Origin of the sequence: Citrobacter sp. MGH105, from assembly GCF_001037485.2 — a bacterium.
GTDB classification, from domain to species: domain Bacteria; phylum Pseudomonadota; class Gammaproteobacteria; order Enterobacterales; family Enterobacteriaceae; genus Citrobacter; species Citrobacter portucalensis.
In genome coordinates this window covers 2,477,744-2,499,904 of record NZ_CP073048.1, presented here as the reverse complement: position 1 = coordinate 2,499,904, position 22,161 = coordinate 2,477,744, and the positions used below count along the sequence as shown (strand labels likewise).

The window sequence follows — 22,161 nt, the reverse complement described above, 5'->3', positions numbered from 1 at the left end:
TAACGGGATTATCGATGAGCACAACCGAGCTGCATTCACTGGATTTATTAACCCTGCCGGTGTGGATTGTTTCGCCGCATACCGAAGAACTGGTGTTCGCTAATACCGTTGCACGGGAACTGATGCAGGCCCCCTGCTTTTCTCTACTCCGCAAGGGCATATTTTCAACTCATGCCCAGAATGATTTAACCATGTATCTCAGCGATTTGAGAAATCATCACGACATTGTAGAAATCCTTACGGTTTGCCGCGAAGGTGAAGACGTCGCGATGGCCAGCCGCCTGTCCATCCGCTCTCTGCCGGAATCAGGTGACGTCATTCTTTTCGAAGGCATTGAAACACCGACTTCGCAAGGTCTGAAAGCGAGCCGTTCAGCGAATTATCAGCGAAAAAAACAGGGATTTTACGCGCGTTTTTTCCAGACTAACTCGGCCCCAATGTTGCTTATCGATCCGTCCCGTGATGGGCTGATCGTTGATGCAAATCTCAGTGCGCTAAATTTTTATGGCTATAACCATGATACGATGTGCCAGAAACATACATGGGAAATCAATACGCTGGGCCGTCATATACTCCCGGTGATGCATGAAATCGCCCATCTTCCCGGTGGCCATAAGCCTTTGCATTTTGTGCATAAACTGGCAGACGGCACATCCCGTCACGTACAAACCTACGCCGGGCCAATCGAAATCTACGGTAATAAGCTCATGTTGTGCATTATTCATGATATTACCGAGCAAAAGCGGCTGGAACAGGAGCTTGAGCGTGCGGCCCTGCGTGACGCCTTAACGGGATTGCTTAACCGCCGACATTTTTATCAGGTAACCGAGCCGGAACAGACCCACGCGATGTCATTGACACAGGATTACAGCCTGCTGTTGATCGACACCGATCGCTTTAAAAGCATTAACGATCTTTTTGGTCATTTAAAAGGTGATGAGGTACTTTGCGCTCTGGCACGCACACTGGAATCTTGTGCAAGAAAGGACGATCTGATTTTTCGCTGGGGAGGTGAAGAATTTGTGCTGCTGCTGCCGCGAACCTCGTTAGATATTGCCCTCAATCTCGCAGAAGTGATACGGGCGACAGTGGCCAAAGTGACTCTCCCTGGCCTTCCCCGCTTTACCGTCAGCATTGGCGTAGCTCGGCACGAAACAAATGAAAGCATCGATGAGTTATTCAAACGCGTTGACGACGCGTTGTACAAAGCCAAGAACGAAGGCAGGAACAGAGTGCTGGCCGCCTGATGTTTACGTCGTTCAGCGACTGCGTTTAGCGTGACGCTCCCAGTTGTCCTGTTTTGCCTGTGCGGTTTTACGCAATGCCACATAACATGCCCCGCTGCCGCCGTGATGCGGCAGTGCGGCGCAGTATGCTTGCACGTCGTCAAATTCCGTCAACCAGCGCGCCACGTAGCTGCGAACAATATTGGCATGGGAGTTATCGTCACGTCCCTTGCCGTGTATCACCAACACGTTACGCAACCCTTCCTGCTGCGCCTGCAGAATAAAGCTAAAGAGCATCTGGCGACATGTTTCAACAGGTTGGCGAATAAGATTAAGGCTCGCCTGCTGCGGGTATTTTCCGTTTCGCAGCTTGTCAGTCACGCCGTTCTGTAAACCTTCGCGACGAAACTCAAGCGGCACATTCAACGGGACAATATCGAGAAATCCCGTCGAGAGAAAATTATCCAGTTGAAGCGTATCAATACGCGCCGGAGTGCGAAGATTGCGCATGGGCTGCCAGTGCACATCGGCATGTTTTTTCAGCGGTTGAACATCCCCCATAGCGTCAAGAAACAGCGATGCATCATCAAGGTTCATGTTTCATCCTCCAGCGTATTGCGACGAGCATTATCATAACCGCGCACTATTATACCGACAACTATACCGGTAACGGTTTACGGTTATTTCCAATAATTAACCGGACCCTCCGCGCTGAACCGACCTACTCACGACAAATTGATATCCGTTTTTAGGGGTATAGCTGCGACGGTCACTGGCGTGATAATGTGTAGCCTCGCCTGAATGCTGTAATGAGAGAAACGGATGCTTAACTTACTGGAAGACACCATCGACACGCCGCTGGGCCCGCTGTGGGTTATTTGTGATGAGCAATTTCGCCTGCGCGCAGTGGAATGGGATCAGCACAGCGATCGCATGGCACAATTGCTTGATATTCATTACCGTACAGAAGGTTATCAGCGCATTACCGCCAAAAATCCTGGTGGATTAAGCGACAAACTCTCTGAGTATTTTGCCGGAAACCTCAGCATAATTGACACGCTGGAAACGGCAACCGCTGGGACGCCTTTCCAGCGTGAAGTCTGGCAAGCATTACGCACTATCCCCTGCGGGCAGGTCATGCATTATGGTCAGTTGGCCGAACAGTTGGGGCGCCCCGGCGCTGCAAGAGCCGTCGGCGCTGCTAATGGCTCCAATCCAGTAAGCATTGTGGTCCCCTGTCATCGCGTCATTGGACGTAACGGCACCATGACCGGATATGCCGGCGGTGTACAACGAAAAGAGTGGTTATTGCGCCACGAAGGTTATTTGCTACTCTAGATTCCAGGCAATTAATGCCTTATTCATCACACTTCCGCATAATGCGGCCCCAGATTAAGTGTGGTTAATCAAGCAGATACAAACATTCGCTCCAGTTATGCCTGAATTATTCTCTATTGGGAGTAGCTCAGGCTTACGTGCTCACCAAAAAGATGTTAAAATTGACAAATATCAATTACGGCTTGAGCAGACCTATGATCCCGGAAAAGCGAATTATACGGCGCATTCAGTCTGGCGGTTGTGCTATCCATTGCCAGGATTGCAGCATCAGCCAGCTTTGCATCCCGTTCACACTTAACGAGCATGAGCTTGACCAGCTCGATAACATCATCGAGCGCAAAAAGCCTATCCAAAAAGGGCAGACGCTCTTTAAAGCAGGTGATGAGCTTAAATCACTCTACGCTATCCGCTCCGGAACGATAAAAAGCTATACCATTACCGAACAAGGCGATGAGCAAATTACCGGTTTCCATCTGGCGGGTGACCTGGTAGGTTTTGACGCCATTGGCAGCGGCCATCACCCGAGCTTTGCTCAGGCGTTGGAAACCTCAATGGTATGCGAAATTCCTTTCGAAACCCTTGATGACCTGTCCGGTAAGATGCCGAACCTGCGTCAGCAGATGATGCGTCTGATGAGTGGCGAAATCAAAGGCGACCAGGATATGATCCTGTTGCTGTCGAAGAAAAACGCTGAAGAGCGCCTGGCGGCCTTTATCTACAATCTGTCTCGTCGCTTCGCCCAGCGTGGGTTCTCGCCTCGTGAATTCCGCCTGACCATGACCCGTGGCGACATCGGTAACTACCTCGGTCTGACGGTTGAAACCATCAGCCGCCTGCTGGGTCGTTTCCAGAAAAGCGGCATGCTGGCGGTGAAAGGCAAATATATCACTATTGAGAACAGCGACGCGCTGGCAGTTCTTGCCGGCCACACGCGTAACGTTGCGTAATCTTTCCGCAAGCCTCTCTGTTATCCTTCTGTCAAATCGCTAAATTTTCCCGATTTATTGATCTGGCAGGAGGTTATTCCCTGTTTTAATAATCAACTTGTAATGTGTGCACCCGCCGTTTATCCATACTCAGACAAAGGAATGTTATGAATCATATTCACAGGGAAAGCACCTGCGCGCGTTTGCAATTAAACTCAAGCCTGGACCATGAGCTTGATGGCTATAAATGGGCACGTGACCATGTCGGTCAATCTGGTGCTGCCATCTACCGACTTTACGACAAAGTGGATGCCCCTGAATTATATCTGAAGCAAGGTAACGGTAGCGTTGCCAATGATATTACGGATGAAATGGTCAGGCTCATCTGGTTGAAAGATTACATCCCGCTGCCAAACGTTAAGCATTTTTCCCGAACGCCTGACGTAGCATTGCTAGTCACCACGGCAATACCAGGGAAAACTGCCTTCCAGATGTTAGAAGAGCACCCTGATATGAGTAATGATATTGTTGACGCTTTGGCGACATTTTTGCGTCGGTTACATGCCATTCCAGTAAATAGTTGCCCCTTTAACAGCAATCACCAATTTCGTCTCACACTGGCACAAAACCGGATGAAAAATAATCTTGTTGATGCCGAGGATTTTGATGATGAACGCAATGGCTGTTCTGTTGAACAGGTCTGGGAAAAGATGCACACTCTTTTGCCCTTCTCATCTGTTCCTGTTGTTACTCACGGTGACTTTTCACTGGATAACATTATTTTTTGTAATGATGAAATAGTGGGGTGTCTTGATGTGGGACGAGTTGGCATCGCCGATCAATACCAGGATCTCGCTATTCTCTGGAACTGCCTCGGTGAATTTTCACATTCACTGCAAAACAGGCTTTTTCAACAATATGGCATTCCTCAACCCGACGAGAAAAAATTGCAGTTTCACTTGATGCTTGATGAGTTTTTTTAAATTTACAGCGCATTACTGCCAAAGCGAGCGGAAGATTCGGTGCACTACAGGCTGAGAAAAATTGTTTAAATTGAGCGGGATGTAGATAAAAGCTGGAGATTTCCCCAATTTATTGATCTGGCTAGAGGTTCTCCCCTGTTTCAAACCACATTATTGGGTTACTCTTTTAGTTACAAACTGCGATGACAGTTGTAAGGAGACCCTGTATGGCTATGTATAAAAATATGCTGGTCGTCATCGACCCTAACCAGGACGATCAACCAGCATTACGGCGAGCTGTTTATTTGCATCAACGGATTGGTGGCAAAATTAAAGCCTTTTTGCCGATCTATGACTTTTCCTATGAGATGACTACCCTGCTGTCGCCTGATGAGCGTACGGCAATGCGTCAGGGGGTCATCAGCCAGCGAACTGCATGGATACGTGAACAAGCGAAATACTACATCGAAGCAGGGATCCCTCTGGAGATTAAAGTGGTCTGGCATAACCGACCCTTTGAAGCCATCATCCAGGAAGTCATCAGTGCCAGGCATGATCTGGTCCTCAAGATGGCGCACCAACACGACCGCCTCGAAGCCGTAATATTTACGCCAACCGACTGGCATTTATTGCGTAAATGTCCAAGTCCGGTATGGATGGTGAAAGACCAGCCATGGCCTGAAGGGGGTAAAGCACTGGTTGCCGTAAACCTCGCCAGTGAAGAGGCTTATCACAACGCGCTCAATGAAAAACTGGTCAAAGAGACGCTACAGCTTGCAGAACAGGTTAACCATACCGAAGTGCATCTGGTTGGCGCCTACCCTGTCACACCAATCAACATCGCGATTGAACTGCCTGAATTTGATCCCAGCGTTTATAACGACGCAATCCGTGGACAGCATCTGCTGGCCATGAAGGCGCTACGCCAGAAATTCAGTATTGATGAGAAAGTGACGCACGTTGAAAAAGGCTTACCTGAAGAGGTCATTCCTGATTTAGCCGAGCACTTGCAGGCGGGTATTGTGGTATTGGGGACCGTCGGACGTACCGGTATTTCTGCTGCGTTTCTTGGTAATACCGCGGAACAGGTTATCGATCATCTACGCTGTGACCTGCTGGTCATCAAGCCGGATGAATATCAAACGCCAGTTGAACTGGACGACGAAGAAGACGATTAACCACTCAATGAAATGCCGGATGGCGATATCATCCGGCATTTTAAACGCCTAGTGTTGCTCCTCACCACCGAGGAAATAGATACCTAGCGGGATAGCCAACAGAATCGTAAACACCATGCTGTAGACACAAATCATTGCAGATTGAATGGCGTACATTGAAGCGGTCCAGTCGGATAGCGGAATGTCATACTGTTCAATAACGCCACCAATCGTCGCTCGCGTCACGACCGACGCTGCGATAATAAACACTCCAAGCAGGCACAACAGAAACTTCCGTCCCTTCGCTGTTTTCAGCTTAGCCATGATCATAGTACTGTCCTTTTGCAAATGAAAAACCTTGTTACTTTGCGCTAACAATACCATGACATCAACTGACTGTCTGCTACATAAACCGCATACAGGGTTGACGTCAACGTTATTTCGCTGAAAATAGCGCTGATTGCATTATTTATCTCTCCTTTTGATTAATGATCTGACCGCCTTAACTGAGTAAAATATCTGGGGATTAGGATGTCAGATGATATTTAGCTAACACGGAGTTGCCAGGAAGAATCATGATCGCTGAACTGTTTATGAATAATGCGTTTAATTTGACGGTAATTCTTAGCTGCTGTGCCGCGCTGGTCCTGATGAGCGTCTGGTATCATCGTGGAGAGCGTCGCTGCAAAGGATTCATATTTCATGCCGCACAATTTTTTGTCTATGCCATTATCATTGGGACGTTTGGCAGCATTGCTAATAACGTTATCGAAAGTTACAGCCTGAAATTTATCTCCCCCAGCGTGGTCGACTTTATCTGCACCTCGTTGATTGCGTTGATCCTGACCATCAAACTTTTTCTGGTGATTAATCAGTTTGAAAAGACGCAGATTAATAAAGGCAGAGATATCACCAGCGCGAGGATCCTGTCGCGTATCATCAAGATTACCATCGTGGTTGCCATCATTTTACTGTATGGCGAACACTTCGGTATGAGCTTATCCGGTCTGTTAACCTTTGGCGGTATTGGCGGTATCGCAGTGGGTATGGCGGGGAAAGATATTCTGAGCAACTTTTTCTCAGGCATTATGCTCTATTTCGACAGACCGTTTAGCATAGGCGATTGGATCCGCTCCCCGGACCGCAATATTGAAGGCACGGTAGCAGAAATTGGCTGGCGAATGACTAAAATAAACACCTTCGACCATCGTCCGTTGTATGTGCCAAACTCGATTTTCTCCTCCATCAGCGTAGAAAACCCAGGGCGCATGACCAACCGGCGAATTAAAACGGTGATCGGGTTACGATATGAGGATGCCGATAAAGTCGGTGCCGTTGTCGAGTCGGTCAGAGAAATGCTGCAAAGCCATCCTGGAATAGACCAGAAACAAACTCTGTTGGTCTATTTTAATGAATTTGCCGATTCATCGTTGAATATCATGGTGTATTGCTTCACGAAAACCACCGTCTGGAAGGAATGGCTCGCGGTACAGCAAGACGTTTATTTAAAGATTATCACGATAGTCCAGGCAAACGGCGCCGACTTTGCATTCCCCAGCCAGACGCTGTATATGGATAATCCTGAAGCATCGCCATCGACACACTAACAAAAGAAAAGACGCGGAAATCCGCGTCTTTTTTGTACTTATTTCAATGAGGAAATATCAATTACAAAGCGGTATTTCACATCGCTTTTCAACATCCGCTGCCAGGCACGATTAATATCCTGAATATCGATCACTTCGACATCGGCGGTAATACCATGCTGACCGCAAAAATCCATCATCTCCTGCGTTTCAGCAATGCCGCCGATAACTGAACCCGCCACAGACCTACGCCCAAGGATCAGGGGAACCGTATTCAGAAACGGATCCAACGCACCAAGATAACCGACCAGCACCAGCGTACCGCTTAGCGCCAGGGTTGGGATATAAGGGTTCAGGTCATGAACGTAGGGCACAGTATCGATAATCAGATCAAACTGATTCGCTGTCGCTTTCATCTGTTCACTGTCAGTGGAAAGCACAACGTGACTGGCACCCAAACGTCTGGCATCAGCTTCTTTGCCCGGTGAACGCGTAAACAGCGTAACTTCCGCGCCCAGCGCATTAGCAAGTTTGATTGCCATATGCCCTAGTCCACCCAGACCGACAACCGCGACTTTACTGCCCTCGCCTACCTGCCAGTGGCGCAGAGGCGACCATGTTGTGATCCCGGCGCAAAGCAGCGGCGCCGCACCGCGTAAATCGATCCCTTCAGGGACCTTCACCACAAACTTTTCGGTAACGACAATTTTGTCAGAATAGCCGCCGAAAGTAGGCAGACCGTCATGACGGTCGATATCGTTATACGTTAGCGTGTTACCTTCTTCGCAATACTGCTCTAGCCCCTGCTCGCAGGCGCTACAGTGTTGACACGAATCAACCATGCAGCCGACCCCTGCGAGATCGCCCACTTTGAATTTTGTTACCGACTTACCAACATGCACCACGCGGCCAATGATCTCATGCCCTGGTACCATCGGATATTTAGCACCGCCCCAATCGTTGTAGGCGTTGTGAATATCCGAGTGGCATACACCGCTGTATAAAATATCGATAACCACATCATCTTCACGCGGATCGCGACGAACAAAATTATGGGGGACTAAATCTTCTTTCACCGCCAGAGCAGCATAACCCTTCACATTCATGACCATTGAGATCTCCTCAGGGATTAGGTGTTACCAGAACCAGCATAGTTCAGGGCAGCAGGTTGTACTCAGCGTCGCTAACCGGTTCCAGCCATTCGTTCGACGCGCCAGGGGCCGGGATTTCCACGGCGATATGGGCAAACCAACTATCACGCGCGGCGCCGTGCCAGTGTTTCATTCCCGCCGGAATGTGCACGACATCGCCGGTTTTCAGCTCACGTGCCGGTTTATTCCACTCCTGATACCAGCCTCTGCCACCGGTCACCAGCAATATTTGTCCACCCTCATGATGAACATGCCAGAAGTTACGACAACCCGGTTCAAATGCGACATTGCCAATTACCACGCCTTCCATGGAGAGCATGGTCAGATAGCTGTCGCCAGTGAAATACTTCGCATACGCTTCATTTTTCTCTCCACGTGGAAAGACGCTGTTACCATCAAATTGTTCGTTCATAGTGACTCCAGTATGGATAATGTCCGCGGTGTTCATACCAGACATTCATCAAGAACCGTACGGGCATTTTCCCCAATCCCGGCTCCACAGTGCTGTTCGAGTATCGTAATAAACTCACTAAGTTGCTCAGGGAGGATCCCGATGTTAAGGCATATCGCAAAATGGCTTTTCAGCTGGCTGTTAACGCCGCCCAGAACGGCCAGCGCCGAAACGGTCACCCATTCACGGTCCTGCCAGTCAAGTACAGCTCGCTGAAAAATATCGCCAAACAGATGTGCTTTAAGCCAGACATCAATAGCGGGTGCAAAGTCAAACAGCGGACCGCTTACAGGCTGTCCAACCAGTTGCGTCTGAGTTAGGCTCCCAGCCTGAACACTGTTCCAGTCTGCAGGTGGCGGCGTGGCCGTTCTACCTTCGTCGTCTGAAAGCCCTTTCTCGCTTCGACTTTTCACCACCGACATAAAGCAGGACAGACCGTTCAGGCTGCGAGGGAAACCGCAGTATGCGTAGAGCTGTAGCAGGATCTCTTTTACTTCATTGAGCGTGAGTCCTGCATCCAGTCCGGCGTTGAGCGCGACGTCCAACTTTTCCATCTGTCCTGTGGCAGTGAATGCCGCAATGGGGATGATTGCCTGTTGTCTGGCATCCAGTTGGTATTGCATATTCGACTCTCCAAAACGGTGGCAACATTGCACCACCGGGGGCTGAAAACAGTAAAAATTATAGAGACTCGACGTGTCGGTGATTAGAGAGGAAAAGAAGGACAAACTTATGAGCTGTGCTCATCAATAATGAGCAGCAGGTACTCATTATTTGCAGGTAACTGATTGAAGACTTACGCCACAATCTCGATTAAATTGCCGTCAGGATCTTTTATCACCGCTTCGTAATAACCATCGCCAGTAGTGCGCGGACCTGAGACTAATATCCCCTGTTCCTGCGCTTGCAATGCAATGGCATCAACATTTTCATTGCCGCCAACAGAAATGGCGAGGTGTACCCATCCGCAACGATTATTGTCAGGTTGCTGTCCGATAAGACCCGGTTTGGTCATTAACTCAATCGCAATTTCCTCGCCAATTTTGACAAAATAAGATTCAAACCCAGGATTGGTTTTACTGCGGTATTTCTCGTTGATCTTGCCGTCAAAAAACGAGATCCAGAAGCGAGCTTGCTGCTCGAGATCCTGTGTCCATAACGCCATATGCGCAATCTTCATAGCTAACCTCTTCCCGTTGTATCCAGAATAGTACGGCCCCTGTAAGGGATGTTGACATCGTTAATCATAATGCACGATCATGCACTCTATTGCTCGATGTTAATTTCACCTGGAGTATCTATGCTCGATTACGCCGCATTCCCGGAACAGCGCCAGGCGCTTATCTTTCAGATCCTGCAAGAAAACGGCAGGGTCATTTGTTCTGAACTCGCTAACCGATTAGGCGTTTCTGAACATACAATTCGTCGTGATTTGCATGAATTGAGCAAAGATGGCGTGTGTAAAAAAGTTTATGGTGGCGCGGTCATTACACTCCCTGAATCCGAAGACATCGACGTACGCAAGAGTATTAATGTAGCCAAAAAGAGCAACATCGCGCAGAGATGTGCCCGACTGGTCAAATCTGGAAGCTGTATTTTTATCGACACGGGTAGCACCAATCTGGCAATGGCAGAAGCTCTGCCCGCCGAACTGGCGTTAACCGTGGTGACAAATTCACCGGAGATTGCCGCCGTTTTGCTAAAAAAACCGCTGTTTGAAGTCATTATGCTGGGTGGCGTGGTGCAGAGATCTTCAGGTGGGTGCGTGGGAGCTTCCGCCATCGCGCAAGTGCAGGACATTTTATTCGATCAGGGATTTATTGGCGGCTGCGCGATGTCGCCTGAATCCGGCTTAACGGGATTTGATTATGCGGATTGTGAGTTCAAAAAAGCGGTGATTAAACAATGTAATGAAACTATCGTCGCGCTAACGGCTGAAAAAATCCCAGCCGTCGCCCGATATGTCGTTACCGAAAGCAGCAATATCGATGTGATTGTTGTAGAGGACAACATCAGCAAAGAGTACGCCACAGCGTTCCAGGCGCACGACATTCGAATTTATACAGTCTAACCGCGGTAGGCTCGCTGAAAACTAACTGTGCTAAACGTCGCTCCGGGCGTCAGCGCGGTGATCGCTGACAGACAATCCAGACGGATTTTTTGCTGGTTTTCAGATTGCTCCACTACCAGAAATTCTTCTTTTTCCACGGTGGTACACGTCGTCAGCGCTTTAGCATCAAAACATGTGCCATCCGTTAGTTCAATGTGCAACCAATAGTGGTACATGCAGGCGATTTCCAGATAATCATGAAGATCGCAATCTATCGGGTGATACTCTTCGGTCGTTTTCATCACACTACCTTCCCCAACGTCTTGTATATTCGGGAAATCGCCAACGCAACTTCCCGACCTATCCTGCTATTTCAACGCTTCAATGGGAGCGCCAAAATTAATATGCAGCACATTGCCGTCAATCACCAGCGCCGGAACAGATTTCACGCCAGCCACTTCAGCCTCAGCAACCCGATCAGGTTGCTCTCCCAGATGAACCACATCGATTTCAACATCCGCAGACAAATGCTGCAGAAGAGTCTGTTCTGCGGAAACACAAACCGGGCAACCTGCATGATAGAAACGAGCTTTAGTCATGATACATCTCCTTTAAATTATAGTATCGATTCGATACTATAATTCATGCTACGCTGCTTTTCCCCTTTGTCAATATAGTTTTTAATCGATACTATATACCGAGGAGGATTTGTTATGCCCGACATGTCACTTTTCGACGTACTTGACCGGCTTTCCAGCCTTACAAGGATGTGGTTTCGCCAGCACCCTTTACTGGCGGATCTACAGCCAGTACAACTCAGCGCGTTAATGTATCTGGCCCGTTGCAACCGTTATTCCAATACGCCGCTTGGCGTAACGGACTACCTCGGCCTCACCAAAGGCACCGTATCGCAATCGCTGAAGCTGCTAGAAAGCAAAGGACTGATTGTTCGTAAGCAGGATGCCCGCGATAAACGCAGCGTACATTTACAGTTAACTGAATCAGCCAGTACGTTACTGGACGCCCTGCTCCCGCCAACGTTTTTGGTGGCGGGTGAAACGGCGATGGGTGAACGCGCGACTGTACTTAAGGAGCTACTGTTTGAACTTTTACGTGGGATCCAGAGGACCAACAATGTACCTGGCTTTGGTCTTTGCCATAGCTGTCGCTTCCACCAAAAAACGGGTGGTCAGGGATATTGTAATCTGACGAAAGAGAGATTGAGTGAAGAGGATGCGTTGCTGATTTGCCGGGAGCACCAGCCCCCGGAAACTTAAAATGGCTGGTGTGATTTTCCACCAGCCATTATCTCTGTTAGTGCTTAACGATATACATTGTGCGGCTATAGGCCACATCTTCAGGGTTAGTAATCGGATACCCTTTCAGCCACGGTTTAATTAAACGCCCGTTGGTATACTGATAAATCGGTGCAATAGGTGCCTGTTCCATCAGAATTTTCTCCGCGGCGTTATAATCGGCATTGCGCGCTTTCTCTGTATTCTCCAGAGTTGCCTGGGTCAACACTTTGTCGTACGCCGGATCATTAAATCGGGAGATATTGCCCGTATGGGTCGATGTTAATAGCGACAAGAACGTAGAAGGCTCATTGTAGTCACCCACCCATGAGGCGCGGATCACATCAAAATTACCGGTATTACGGCTGTCGATATACGTTTTCCATTCCTGATTCTGCAATTTTACGTCAACACCGAGGTTCTTCTTCCACATAGAAGCCACTGCGATAGCAATCTTCTGATGATTTTCTGAGGTGTTGTACAGCAGCGTCAGTTTAAGCGGTTTCTGTGGGCCATAGCCCGCCGCACGCAGCAGCGTTTTTGCCTGCGCGTTCAGTTCTTCCTGACTCATTTGCTCAAACGGTGAAGGTTCCGGCACAAATCCTGCCGTTACATCCGGCGTAAAATGCCATGCCGGCTTCTCACCTGTACCCAATACCTTCTCCGCCATCAGACGACGATCGATAGTCATGCTGAGTGCCAGCCGCACGCGTGAGTCGGCGGTCGGTCCCTTCTGGGTATTGAAAGCATAATAATAAGTACCAAGCTGCGGCGGGGTGTAAACCTGACCCGGGATATCCTTCAACAGTTTCTGGTACATATTTTTCGGGAAGGATTCCGTGATATCAATATCACCCGCAAGATAGCGCTTGGTCGCAGCTGATTCCTGGTTGATCGGCAGGAAGGTGACTTTTTGCAACACTGTTTTGGCGTTATCCCAATAATGCGTGTTCGGCACCACTTCCAGTTTTTCGTTCACGACGCGATCTTTGAGCACATAGGCGCCGTTACCAATAAGATTGCCTGGTTTGGTCCACTCTTTGCCGCTCTCAACGTTAGCTTTTTGTACCGGATAGAATGCAAAACTCGCTGTCAGATTGGCAAACCAGGGCAGCGGTTTATCCAGTTGAACTTTCAATGTCCGTGCATCGACAGCACTAACGCCAAGTTTATCAGGCGTGGCTTTGCCATCGATAATAGCCTGAGCATTATTAATACCCGCCAGCGCAGCAAACCAGGCAAACGGCGACAGCGTTTTTGGGTCAACCAGACGCTGCCAGCTATAGACAAAATCCTGCGCCGTTACCGGCGTACCATCCGCCCATTGCGCATTGTCACGCAGCGTAAACGTCCAGATGCGGTTATCGTTACTCTTCCACTGGGTAGCGACGCCAGGCACGATCTCACCCTTCTCATTCTGGTTGACCAGCCCTTCAAATAGATCACGAATAACCTGTATTTCAGGCAGCCCTACGGCTTTTGCCGGATCAAGCGACGCCGGTTCGTCTTTTATATGACGCACCAGTTCTTGTTTCTCTGCCAGTACCGTTCCGCTGGGAACATCAGCAGCCCAGGATAAAGAAATGCTGCTAACCAACAACGCACAACAGGTTACTGAAACAGAATGCTGCATAAGATACCCTCAATTCCGGCTACTAAGTGAATGTGTAATTATTTGTATCGCCAGCAGGAAATGCAATTAACTTCCGACAAGAAAGTGATATTACACCTGAAAAGATAAGTGTGTGAAAACGATTTGATTATCCATACATTTTGCACAACACTGCGAGTAACAATCCAAGCATTCAGAGATGACTATGACCGTTACCCGTCCCCGTGCCGAGCGCGGCGCATTCCCACCTGGAACCGAACATTACGGACGTTCATTGTTAGGCGCACCGCTAATCTGGTTTCCTGCACTGGCAGCCGATCGTGAAAGCGGCCTGATACTGGCGGGAACACACGGCGACGAAAACTCCTCGATCGTTACCCTTTCTTGCGCATTGCGTACGCTTAACCCTTCCTTGCGTCGCCACCATGTAGTGCTGGCCGTAAACCCTGACGGTTGCCAGCTTGGACTGCGCGCAAATGCGAACGGCGTCGATCTGAACCGTAATTTTCCCGCCGCAAACTGGAAAGCGGGAGAAACGGTGTATCGCTGGAACAGTAGCGCAGAAGAGCGTGATGTGGTGTTGTTGACCGGCGAAAGTCCGGGTTCGGAACCAGAAACCCAGGCGTTGTGTCAGCTTATTCACCGAATTCATCCCGCCTGGGTAGTCTCTTTTCACGATCCACTGGCCTGTATTGAAGATCCCAGAAGCAGCGAGCTGGGTTCGTGGCTGGCACAGTCGTTTGAATTGCCTCTGGTCACCAGCGTAGGTTATGAAACGCCCGGCTCTTTTGGGAGCTGGTGCGCAGACCTGAATTTACACTGCATAACCGCCGAATTTCCGCCCATTTCATCGGATGAAGCGAGCGAAAAATACCTGCTGGCCATGTCCAATCTGCTGCGCTGGCACCCTAGGGATGGAGCTGCCCGGTCGTAAAATGTAGGGCTGGCTCCGCATCGCTGGCCAGCCACGTAGGACCATCAAGATCGGCAAAGTTAACCTGCGGCGTAAGCGGTAACGCCGCACCAATAGCCCGGGAGGTACACAGCATGCAGCCCAGCATCAGCGCAAATCCCTGCTCGCGGGCTTCCGTTGCCAGCGCCAGTGCTTCCGTCAGACCGCCTGTTTTGTCCAGTTTGATATTGACCATTTCATAGCGTCCGTGCAGCGCTTTCAGGCTACTGCGAGTGTGGCAACTTTCATCTGCGCAGATGGGCAGCGGATGCACAAAATTCTCCAGCGCGGCATCATCCTGGGCCGGCAGCGGCTGCTCCAGCATCGCCACCCCTAAATCAGCCAGAAGCTGACAGCGTGCCGCAAGGCCTTCTGCCCGCCAGGATTCGTTGGCGTCGACAATAATCGTGGCGTCAGGAACAGCCGCACGAATGGCAACCATCCGCTCACTAATTAAGCGAGCATCCAGTTTAACTTTCAGCAGTTTTGCGCCATTTCCCCACAGCGCAGCCGCGCTCGCGGCCATTTGTTCCGGCGAGCCAATCACCACGGTTTGCGCCGTCACCACCACTTCCGCCAGTTCACTTCCCACCAATTCCGCCAACGACTTCTGCTGTTGACGCGCACTCAGATCCCACAACGCACAGTCTACGGCATTTCGCGCAGCTCCTGCTGGCAGCAGTTTTTGCAGCTCTTCACGCGTCAGTCCGTTTTCCAGTTGTGGTGCAATGCTCATAATTTGCGCCAGGACAGAGGCATCGCTTTCACCGTAGCGCGGGTACGGTGTGCACTCGCCAATACCTGTGACGCCATTTTCTGTCAATTCGACGACAACCACATGCGCTTCGGTCCTGCTCCCACGGGCGATGACAAAGGGAGTGTGCAGCGGCCAGGCTTCCTCATATACCTTAACTGTTCTCATTTGTTTTCCTTAATGCAGTCCCTGAAGCGGATATCCGCAAATAGCGTTTGCCGTGTTAACTGTTGATGGCATAAACTAGCCTCGACGTTAACTATATGTAAACAGGAAGATAACCATGTCACAAACCGTTCATTTCCAGGGCAACCCGGTTGCAGTTGCCGGCTCCATTCCTCAGGCTGGAAGCAAAGCTCAGGCTTTTACCCTTGTGGCTAAAGACCTGTCTGACGTTACGCTGGGCCAGTTTGCAGGCAAGCGCAAAGTGCTGAATATTTTCCCAAGCATCGATACTGGCGTTTGCGCGGCATCGGTACGTAAGTTTAACCAACTGGCGACAGAAATCGACAATACCGTCGTACTGTGTATTTCGGCCGACCTGCCATTCGCCCACTCTCGTTTTTGCGGCGCGGAAGGTCTGAGCAACGTTATCACGCTGTCCACCCTGCGCAACGCAGAATTCCTGAAAAACTACGGTGTTGAAATCGCTGAAGGCCCGCTGAAAGGTCTGGCCGCACGTGCCGTAGTTGTTATCGATGAAAATGACAATGTTGTTTTCAGCCAACTGGTCAATGAAATCACCAACGAACCAGACTACACAGCGGCGCTGGACGTACTGAAAGCGTAAGCTGCGTTTGCATACAAAAATGCCTCCGGATGGAGGCATTTTCATTTACGGCATTACTCTTCGCTTTTTTTCTGTTGGCTCAGGCCGTACTCGCGCAATTTATTGGCAATCGCGGTATGCGAAACGCCGAGGCGCTTGGCCAGCTTGCGCGTGCTGGGATAATTCATATACAGCTGCGTCAGCACGGAGCGTTCAAAGCGGCTGGTAATTTCATCCAGCGACCCTTCCATTACCTCTTCTCCGACCGCAACCGTTGCCGCATCATAATCCGGCAGTAAAATATCCTGCGGCCGCAGCTCATAACCTTCAAGCTGGGTCAGCGCCCGGTAGATAGCGTTTTTAAGCTGACGCACGTTGCCCGGCCAACCGTAACGGGTTAACACCGTGCTGAGATCGGCGGACAGCTTCGGACGTGGCACGCCCTGTTCATCGGCAAAACGCGCCACAAACAGTTCGGTAAGCGGCATAATATCTTGTGGGCAATCGCGCAGCGGCGGCAGGTTTAGCGTCAGTACATTCAGACGATAATAGAGGTCCTCACGGAAAAGTCCTTTCTGCACCAGCTCCACAAGGTTCTTTTGCGTCGCGCAAATCACACGGACATCAACATGAACTTCGTGATCTTCTCCCACGCGACGGAACGTGCCGTCATTGAGAAAACGCAGCAATTTGGTCTGCATACGCGGCGACATTTCGCCAATTTCATCTAACAGAACCGAACCGCCATTCGCCTGCTCAAAGAACCCTTTTTTGCCTTCCGGCGCATGGCCAAACAGCTCGCTTTCAACCGCATCTTCAGGGATTGACGCACAGTTCAGCGCCAGATACGGTTTCGACGCACGCGGGCTTGCCAGATGACAGGCATGAGCAAAAAGATCTTTGCCGGTGCCGGTATTACCAGTAATCAGCAGCGGTGCGCTCAGCGTCGCCAGCTTGCGCGCTTGTTCTACGACGTGTTTCATTTTGGCGCTGACGGCAATAATCTGGCTAAACGCGCTGAGATCCTGCGTTGTCATATTTTGCAGCTGACGCCCCATTCGGATGGTGGAGCGCAACATCACCACCGCGCCGGTCAGCATCTGCTCCTGATTTTCGCCCTGCAAATGGACAGGCGTAATTTCCATCAGGAAATTCTGCCCGTTAATCACGACATGTTCGCTATGGGAATCCTGCGGATTGCTTTCCAGCCAGCGCTGAAAGTTAAACCCATTGATTAACTGGGCTGCGGTATGGTTGCGCATCCGCTCCTGGGTGTGCGCAAAAAGTTGACAGCTCGCAGGGTTCGCCATCTCAACTTTGCTTTTCATATCAAGAGAAAGGACCGGTTCTGGCAACGCTTCAAGCAGAGCACTCAGCGCCAGATGTTCACGTTCGGAAGGCATCCAGGGTACGGTACGCACATCCGTAACCCCTGAAATACGGCGGATTTCAGCCATCAGACTGCTGAAGTTGGTGAACTCCAGCTCCGCAAAATTAAGGTAAATTCGCCCGATGGGGTCAATCTCGATACCGCGTAAATCAATGCTTCTCAGCACCAGTAAATCGAGCAATTCGCGGGTCAGACCAAGACGGTCTTCACAAAAGACTTCCAAACGCATAGGAACCTTCACCTGGACAAGGGATTATGTGTTAAATGATAAGACAGTATTTGGTTTGCAGGAAGAACTCTGTCAACAAATATTGACAGCGCGCTGGAAAATTAGGCGCCGGGGCGTAAAGTTATACGATCGGCGCCTGTTTTATAGCTAACTTTCGCGCGGAGATTTGTTCTTTTGTAAGGTCTCTTTCACCTGACCAATCAGTTGACGGCGAAAATCGCCCAGTCGTGGCTTATCATCATCGATCCACGGCAGCGGTCGGCAAAGCTCCATAGCTTTAATGCCCAGACGCGCCGTTAATAACCCCGCGCCAATGCCCTGTGCGGCACGCGTTGATAAGCGGGCGGCTAAATCCTGCGACATCCAGTCCATCCCTACTTCCCGCACCAGCTCACTGGCCCCGGCAAAAGCGATATTCAACAACACCAGGCGGAACAGGCGCAGACGGCTGTAATAACCAAGTTCAATGCCATACAGCGATGCAATGCGATTAATCAGGCGCAGATTGCGCCAGGCGATAAACGCCATATCCACCAGTGCCAGCGGGCTGACGGCAATCATCAGCGTGGACTCTGCCGCTGAACGACTGATCTCACGCCGGGCTTGCGCATCCAGCACCGGCTGCACCAGATGGGCATACAGGCTGACCACTTCGCGATCGTTCTGTGTTTCATGAATTGAGGCATACCAACGCTGCAATGCTGGATGAGACTGATCGATACCCGCCTGCTGCGCCAGTTTTTCACAAAATGCACGACCTTTTCCGGTTCCATGGCTGTGGAGCAAGTCTCGCGCTTCATCACGTTCGTGCGCGCGCTGACGCAATCGCCACAATCTGCGCCACTCGGTCGCCACCGATCCGACACCTGCGCCGATAATCAATGCGCCTGCGGCACATCCTCCTAGCGCGACCCAGTCCTGAGTCTGCCAGGCGTTCATGGTCCACTGCACACCCTGAGCAACAACGCTCACGCCAAACAGCGCCAGCCCGCCCATCACCATCTTGCGCCACAGACTGCGTTTGGGGCGTAAGGCCGCATCAATGACGGCCTCCGCCTGACCTTCGTCTTCCAGGGGTTCATCCACTTTCGCCGGAGAAAAAGTCTGCGCCTCCGTTTCGTTGAACATTTGCTGCGCTTTAAACGCCGTGTTTTGTTCCACGTCCAGCGGACCTGAGAAATCGATACGCGGTTTTAACGGCTCGCTCATCGCAATTTATCTCCTATTAAAAACTCCAGCGCGGCATCGAGGCGGATATGTGGTAAGGGTTTATCGACATCCATAGCCTGCGGGCGAAATGCTTCAAACTGAAATCCCTGGCGGTCCCAGAACGCCTGTCCTGGCAGTCGCGCAGGCACTTCACCAGGATAAACGGTCAGCGGTTCGCCATCGCTCAGACGATTGCCACGCAGCGCCGGGATCTTTTCACCTTTCACATCGATCAAGCCGCTGGTGGTTGCCTGCACCGATGCCAGCCCCAGACAATCCATGCTGATACCTTCGAACGCCGCGTTTTGCCAGGCATCCTGGATCAACTGCTGTAAAAGCGACACCATATTGGCGTGCTGATCGACCGTGACGTGGTCGGCTTTGGTGGCGGCAAACAGCAGCTTGTCGATCACTGGAGAAAATAACCGACGAAACAGCGTACGCTGCCCGTAATGGAAGCTTTGCATCAACTGGGTAAGCGCCAGGCGCATGTCGTTGAACGCCTGTGGCCCGCTGTTGAGCGGCTGCAGGCAATCGACCAGCACAATCTGGCGGTCAAAGCGCAGGAAGTGATTCTTATAAAACCCTTTGACGACCTTTTCGCAGTAATAATTGAATCTTTCGCGCAACATGCCCGCGTTGGTGTGTTTGTCAGCCTGCGCCAGCTTTGATTCACCCCAGGCATCGACATCCGGCCACGGGAAGAATTGCAGCGCAGGCGCGCCCGCCATATCTCCGGGCAGGACAAAACGGCCCGGTTGAATAAAATGTAGGCCCTGCTGTTTACACTGATGCAGATACTCCGTCCAGGCGGCAGCAATTTCCGCCAGACGGTTTTCATCAGCAGGCGCCAACGGATCCAGCCCCTGGCATAACTGCCGCCATTTTGCCGACCATTCGCCCCGCTGCCCCTGCAATAATCCGGTCATTTGCCGCGACCAGCTCAGATAATCCTGGGCAAGCATCGGTAAATCGAGCAGCCACTCCCCCGGATAATCGACGATCTCCAGGTACAGCGTGGAGGTGTCTTTAAAGTGGCGCAGTAAAGAGTCATTGGATTTATAGCGCAGCGCCAGACGTATTTCACTCACGCCACGCGTAGGGGTCGGCCAGGTCGGCGGAGAACCGTACAGCTGTGCCAGTCCCTCATCATAGGTAAAGCGCGGAATGCCAAAATCGCGTTGAGGAACCCGTTTCACGCCAAGCAGACGCTCTTCGCGCACGCAACTGAGCAACGGCAAGCGCGCACCGGCATGAATATTGAGTAACTGGTTTACCATCGCGGTGATAAACGCCGTCTTACCGCTGCGGCTAAGTCCGGTAACAGCCAGGCGTAAATGCCGGTCTACCCCGCGATTAACCAGCGAATTGAGTTCATTTTTAAGTCGCTTCATCGCCATCCCGTTTTGCTGAAGGAACCGAAGAAATTATAACAAACAGGAAGTAAAGATAGGGGCCAATTCTTACTTATCAACTACCTGTGCTGTATCAGGCGGCATTATTCTTACCGCCTGTAGCAGAATGAATGCGGGCGGTTTATTTATTCTCTACTTTAGGAAGCGCTATCTGATTGATGCCACCTTCATTCGTCACCTGCGTATAGCCCATTTCAGTTAACATATCCTTCGCCTGCCCCGATTGACGCCCGGAGTTGCAGTACAGCTTCACGGTGTCGTTCTTATCAGGCACTTCAGCTGCGATACGCGTCTTCATCTCTTTCAACGGAATGTTGACGGCCCCCTGAATATGCTGCTGTTGGTACTGTTCAGGAATGCGAACATCAATCCAGTGTTCAACTGCATAAACCGGCATGCCGATGACCAGTGCCAACGCTAATACGCCTTTTTTCAACATAATATCTTCCCGACTGATTGTTGGATTTAACCACCACACTATACGCCTGTTCTTAAGAAAATATTGCGACCGCATTATCACCGCCTGCAGGCGCGGACGATTGTTCCTCAGGTTACCCATGCTGCAGTTAGCCTTTTGATTTTTCTAACCGCATTCCGAGATTGTTGTCATTCGTCAATTAACTCCATAATATGTCCGCCATTGACTCTCGGACGGAGCTTGGGATCTATGTCTCCTACCATTTATGATATTGCACGAGCCGCTGGCGTATCAAAATCCACGGTATCGCGCGTGCTTAATAAGCAAACCAACATCTCGCCGGAAGCGCTTGAAAAGGTGCTGCGCGCAATTGATGAGTTACAGTATCAGCCTAATAAACTTGCTCGCGCGCTGACCTCTTCCGGGTTTGATGCAATAATGGTGATATCTACCCGTTCTGCAAAAACAACTGCCGGTAATCCGTTTTTCTCTGAAGTGTTGCATGCAATTACTGCCAAGGCTGAAGAAGTCGGTTTTGATGTCATATTGCAGACGTCGCGAAGCACCGAAGATGATTTACAAAAATGTGAGAGCAAAATTAAGCAGAAGTTGATCAAAGGGATCATTATGCTGAGCTCTCCTGCCGATGAATCATTTTTTGCTAGTCTGGATAAATACAACGTACCGGTTGTGGTTATTGGGAAAGTTGAAGGTGACTACGCCAATGTCTATTCTGTAGACACCGATAATTATCGCGACAGTATTACGCTGACAAATGCACTGATTGAGAGTGGCCACCGTAATATAGCCTGTTTGCATGCACCGCTTGACGTCCATGTTTCTATCGACCGCGTTAACGGTTATAAAGCCAGCCTTCAGGCACATAACATTAAAATGCGCGATGAGTGGGTTATTGACGGCGGGTATACTCATGAAACCGCCTTGCTTGCTTCTCGAAAATTACTGAGCCAGCAGCCGCTACCCGATGCCGTATTTGCGACAGACAGCTTAAAGTTAATGAGCTTATATCGCGTGGCGGCCGAGAAAAACATTGACATCCCACAACAACTTGCCGTTGTAGGCTATAGTAATGAGCTACTTTCTTTTATGCTCACACCAGTTCCTGGTGGAATTGATGTACCTACTCAGCAGTTGGGTGAACAAAGTTGTAATTTATTATTTAATCTGATTGCAGGTGAGAAAGGATTACAGAATATAACTGTAAGCACGCAAATATCTTTGGCCGACTCACTGGTGTAAAAACAGGGGCA

At 50.2% G+C, this 22,161-nt stretch carries 25 protein-coding genes; 11 read left to right on the top strand and 14 right to left on the bottom strand.

Annotated elements, in window-relative coordinates; all coding sequences use genetic code 11:
• Window positions 1–14 precede the first annotated feature (14 nt).
• Window positions 15–1,247, top strand: a complete 1,233-nt coding sequence (locus tag SK35_RS11995) for a GGDEF domain-containing protein (protein WP_048216291.1) — start codon at window positions 15–17, stop codon at window positions 1,245–1,247.
• 12 nt (window positions 1,248–1,259) lie between these two features.
• Here the strand turns inward: SK35_RS11995 and smrA are convergent, their stop codons facing one another.
• Window positions 1,260–1,823 carry a DNA endonuclease SmrA gene (smrA, locus tag SK35_RS11990; RefSeq protein WP_048216290.1) on the bottom strand — a complete coding sequence of 188 codons (564 nt, stop codon included), beginning with the start codon at window positions 1,821–1,823 and terminating at the stop codon, window positions 1,260–1,262.
• Between the two features lie 225 nt (window positions 1,824–2,048).
• Here smrA and ogt point away from each other — a divergent pair, with 225 nt between their 5' ends.
• The 4 genes from ogt to uspE all read left to right on the top strand — a co-directional run bounded on the left by ogt (window position 2,049) and on the right by uspE (window position 5,630).
• A complete protein-coding gene (gene ogt, locus SK35_RS11985) occupies window positions 2,049–2,564 on the top strand; it encodes a methylated-DNA--[protein]-cysteine S-methyltransferase (protein ID WP_048216289.1) in 516 nt (171 codons plus the stop codon).
• 194 nt (window positions 2,565–2,758) lie between these two features.
• Window positions 2,759–3,511, top strand: a complete 753-nt coding sequence (gene fnr / locus SK35_RS11980; RefSeq protein ID WP_003020397.1) for a fumarate/nitrate reduction transcriptional regulator Fnr — start codon at window positions 2,759–2,761, stop codon at window positions 3,509–3,511.
• A gap of 146 nt (window positions 3,512–3,657) precedes the next feature.
• Complete coding sequence (locus SK35_RS11975; protein WP_048216288.1) at window positions 3,658–4,473, top strand: APH(3')-I family aminoglycoside O-phosphotransferase; 816 nt, start codon at window positions 3,658–3,660, stop codon at window positions 4,471–4,473.
• A gap of 206 nt (window positions 4,474–4,679) precedes the next feature.
• Complete coding sequence (uspE, locus tag SK35_RS11970; protein WP_003833229.1) at window positions 4,680–5,630, top strand: universal stress protein UspE; 951 nt, start codon at window positions 4,680–4,682, stop codon at window positions 5,628–5,630.
• Between the two features lie 48 nt (window positions 5,631–5,678).
• Here the strand turns inward: uspE and SK35_RS11965 are convergent, their stop codons facing one another.
• Window positions 5,679–5,939 (bottom strand): DUF2534 family protein, encoded by a 261-nt coding sequence (locus SK35_RS11965; protein ID WP_003020403.1) that lies wholly within the window; start codon window positions 5,937–5,939, stop codon window positions 5,679–5,681.
• A 245-nt stretch (window positions 5,940–6,184) separates the two neighbouring features.
• Here SK35_RS11965 and SK35_RS11960 point away from each other — a divergent pair, with 245 nt between their 5' ends.
• Complete coding sequence (locus SK35_RS11960; protein ID WP_020996379.1) at window positions 6,185–7,216, top strand: mechanosensitive ion channel family protein; 1,032 nt, start codon at window positions 6,185–6,187, stop codon at window positions 7,214–7,216.
• Between the two features lie 38 nt (window positions 7,217–7,254).
• Here the strand turns inward: SK35_RS11960 and SK35_RS11955 are convergent, their stop codons facing one another.
• The 4 genes from SK35_RS11955 to SK35_RS11940 form a co-directional block, all read right to left on the bottom strand.
• A complete protein-coding gene (locus SK35_RS11955) occupies window positions 7,255–8,307 on the bottom strand; it encodes an NAD(P)-dependent alcohol dehydrogenase (RefSeq protein ID WP_032943579.1) in 1,053 nt (350 codons plus the stop codon).
• Window positions 8,308–8,350: 43 nt separating this feature from the next.
• A complete protein-coding gene (locus tag SK35_RS11950; RefSeq protein WP_020996378.1) occupies window positions 8,351–8,758 on the bottom strand; it encodes a cupin domain-containing protein in 408 nt (135 codons plus the stop codon).
• A 32-nt stretch (window positions 8,759–8,790) separates the two neighbouring features.
• Window positions 8,791–9,420, bottom strand: a complete 630-nt coding sequence (locus SK35_RS11945; protein ID WP_048216287.1) for a carboxymuconolactone decarboxylase family protein — start codon at window positions 9,418–9,420, stop codon at window positions 8,791–8,793.
• A gap of 173 nt (window positions 9,421–9,593) precedes the next feature.
• Window positions 9,594–9,977 carry a VOC family protein gene (locus SK35_RS11940; protein WP_048216286.1) on the bottom strand — a complete coding sequence of 128 codons (384 nt, stop codon included), beginning with the start codon at window positions 9,975–9,977 and terminating at the stop codon, window positions 9,594–9,596.
• 120 nt (window positions 9,978–10,097) lie between these two features.
• On the opposite strand from SK35_RS11940, the gene SK35_RS11935 reads away from it, so the two are divergent.
• The gene (locus SK35_RS11935; RefSeq protein WP_008784903.1) at window positions 10,098–10,868 is read left to right on the top strand and encodes a DeoR/GlpR family DNA-binding transcription regulator; all 771 of its coding nucleotides are present in this window, start codon (window positions 10,098–10,100) and stop codon (window positions 10,866–10,868) included.
• Here SK35_RS11935 and SK35_RS11930 read toward each other — a convergent pair.
• Both SK35_RS11930 and SK35_RS11925 read right to left on the bottom strand, forming a co-directional pair.
• A complete protein-coding gene (locus tag SK35_RS11930) occupies window positions 10,865–11,149 on the bottom strand; it encodes a Rho-binding antiterminator (RefSeq protein WP_048216285.1) in 285 nt (94 codons plus the stop codon). The genes SK35_RS11935 and SK35_RS11930 overlap by 4 nt on opposite strands.
• A 66-nt stretch (window positions 11,150–11,215) precedes the next feature.
• Window positions 11,216–11,446: a glutaredoxin family protein gene (locus tag SK35_RS11925; RefSeq protein WP_008784905.1), complete on the bottom strand. Its 231-nt coding sequence runs from the start codon at window positions 11,444–11,446 to the stop codon at window positions 11,216–11,218.
• Between the two features lie 114 nt (window positions 11,447–11,560).
• Here SK35_RS11925 and SK35_RS11920 point away from each other — a divergent pair, with 114 nt between their 5' ends.
• Window positions 11,561–12,124 carry a MarR family winged helix-turn-helix transcriptional regulator gene (locus SK35_RS11920; RefSeq protein WP_048216284.1) on the top strand — a complete coding sequence of 188 codons (564 nt, stop codon included), beginning with the start codon at window positions 11,561–11,563 and terminating at the stop codon, window positions 12,122–12,124.
• Window positions 12,125–12,161: 37 nt separating this feature from the next.
• On the opposite strand, the gene mppA is transcribed toward SK35_RS11920, so the two are convergent.
• On the bottom strand, window positions 12,162–13,775 hold the full coding sequence (gene mppA, locus SK35_RS11915; protein WP_008784907.1) for a murein tripeptide ABC transporter substrate-binding protein MppA: 1,614 nt from the start codon (window positions 13,773–13,775) through the stop codon (window positions 12,162–12,164).
• Between the two features lie 184 nt (window positions 13,776–13,959).
• Between mppA and mpaA the strand changes: the two genes are divergently transcribed.
• Window positions 13,960–14,688: a murein tripeptide amidase MpaA gene (gene mpaA, locus SK35_RS11910; protein WP_048216283.1), complete on the top strand. Its 729-nt coding sequence runs from the start codon at window positions 13,960–13,962 to the stop codon at window positions 14,686–14,688.
• Here the strand turns inward: mpaA and ycjG are convergent.
• Window positions 14,663–15,628 carry an L-Ala-D/L-Glu epimerase gene (gene ycjG / locus SK35_RS11905; protein ID WP_048216282.1) on the bottom strand — a complete coding sequence of 322 codons (966 nt, stop codon included), beginning with the start codon at window positions 15,626–15,628 and terminating at the stop codon, window positions 14,663–14,665. The two genes, mpaA and ycjG, sit on opposite strands and share 26 nt — an antisense overlap.
• Window positions 15,629–15,743: 115 nt before the next feature.
• Between ycjG and tpx the strand changes: the two genes are divergently transcribed.
• Window positions 15,744–16,250, top strand: a complete 507-nt coding sequence (gene tpx / locus SK35_RS11900; RefSeq protein ID WP_003020437.1) for a thiol peroxidase — start codon at window positions 15,744–15,746, stop codon at window positions 16,248–16,250.
• 53 nt (window positions 16,251–16,303) lie between these two features.
• On the opposite strand, the gene tyrR is transcribed toward tpx, so the two are convergent.
• The 4 genes from tyrR to pspE all read right to left on the bottom strand — a co-directional run bounded on the left by tyrR (window position 16,304) and on the right by pspE (window position 20,911).
• A complete protein-coding gene (tyrR, locus tag SK35_RS11895) occupies window positions 16,304–17,848 on the bottom strand; it encodes a transcriptional regulator TyrR (RefSeq protein ID WP_008784910.1) in 1,545 nt (514 codons plus the stop codon).
• A 147-nt stretch (window positions 17,849–17,995) separates the two neighbouring features.
• Window positions 17,996–19,057, bottom strand: coding sequence for a YcjF family protein (locus SK35_RS11890; protein ID WP_032943592.1), 1,062 nt, complete (start codon window positions 19,055–19,057; stop codon window positions 17,996–17,998).
• On the bottom strand, window positions 19,054–20,451 hold the full coding sequence (locus tag SK35_RS11885) for a YcjX family protein (protein ID WP_048216437.1): 1,398 nt from the start codon (window positions 20,449–20,451) through the stop codon (window positions 19,054–19,056). The genes SK35_RS11890 and SK35_RS11885 overlap by 4 nt, the downstream gene beginning before the upstream one ends.
• 142 nt (window positions 20,452–20,593) lie before the next feature.
• Window positions 20,594–20,911, bottom strand: coding sequence for a thiosulfate sulfurtransferase PspE (gene pspE, locus SK35_RS11880; RefSeq protein ID WP_048216281.1), 318 nt, complete (start codon window positions 20,909–20,911; stop codon window positions 20,594–20,596).
• Between the two features lie 228 nt (window positions 20,912–21,139).
• On the opposite strand from pspE, the gene SK35_RS11875 reads away from it, so the two are divergent.
• Window positions 21,140–22,150: a LacI family DNA-binding transcriptional regulator gene (locus SK35_RS11875; protein ID WP_048216280.1), complete on the top strand. Its 1,011-nt coding sequence runs from the start codon at window positions 21,140–21,142 to the stop codon at window positions 22,148–22,150.
• The last annotated feature ends 11 nt before the right edge of the window (window positions 22,151–22,161 follow it).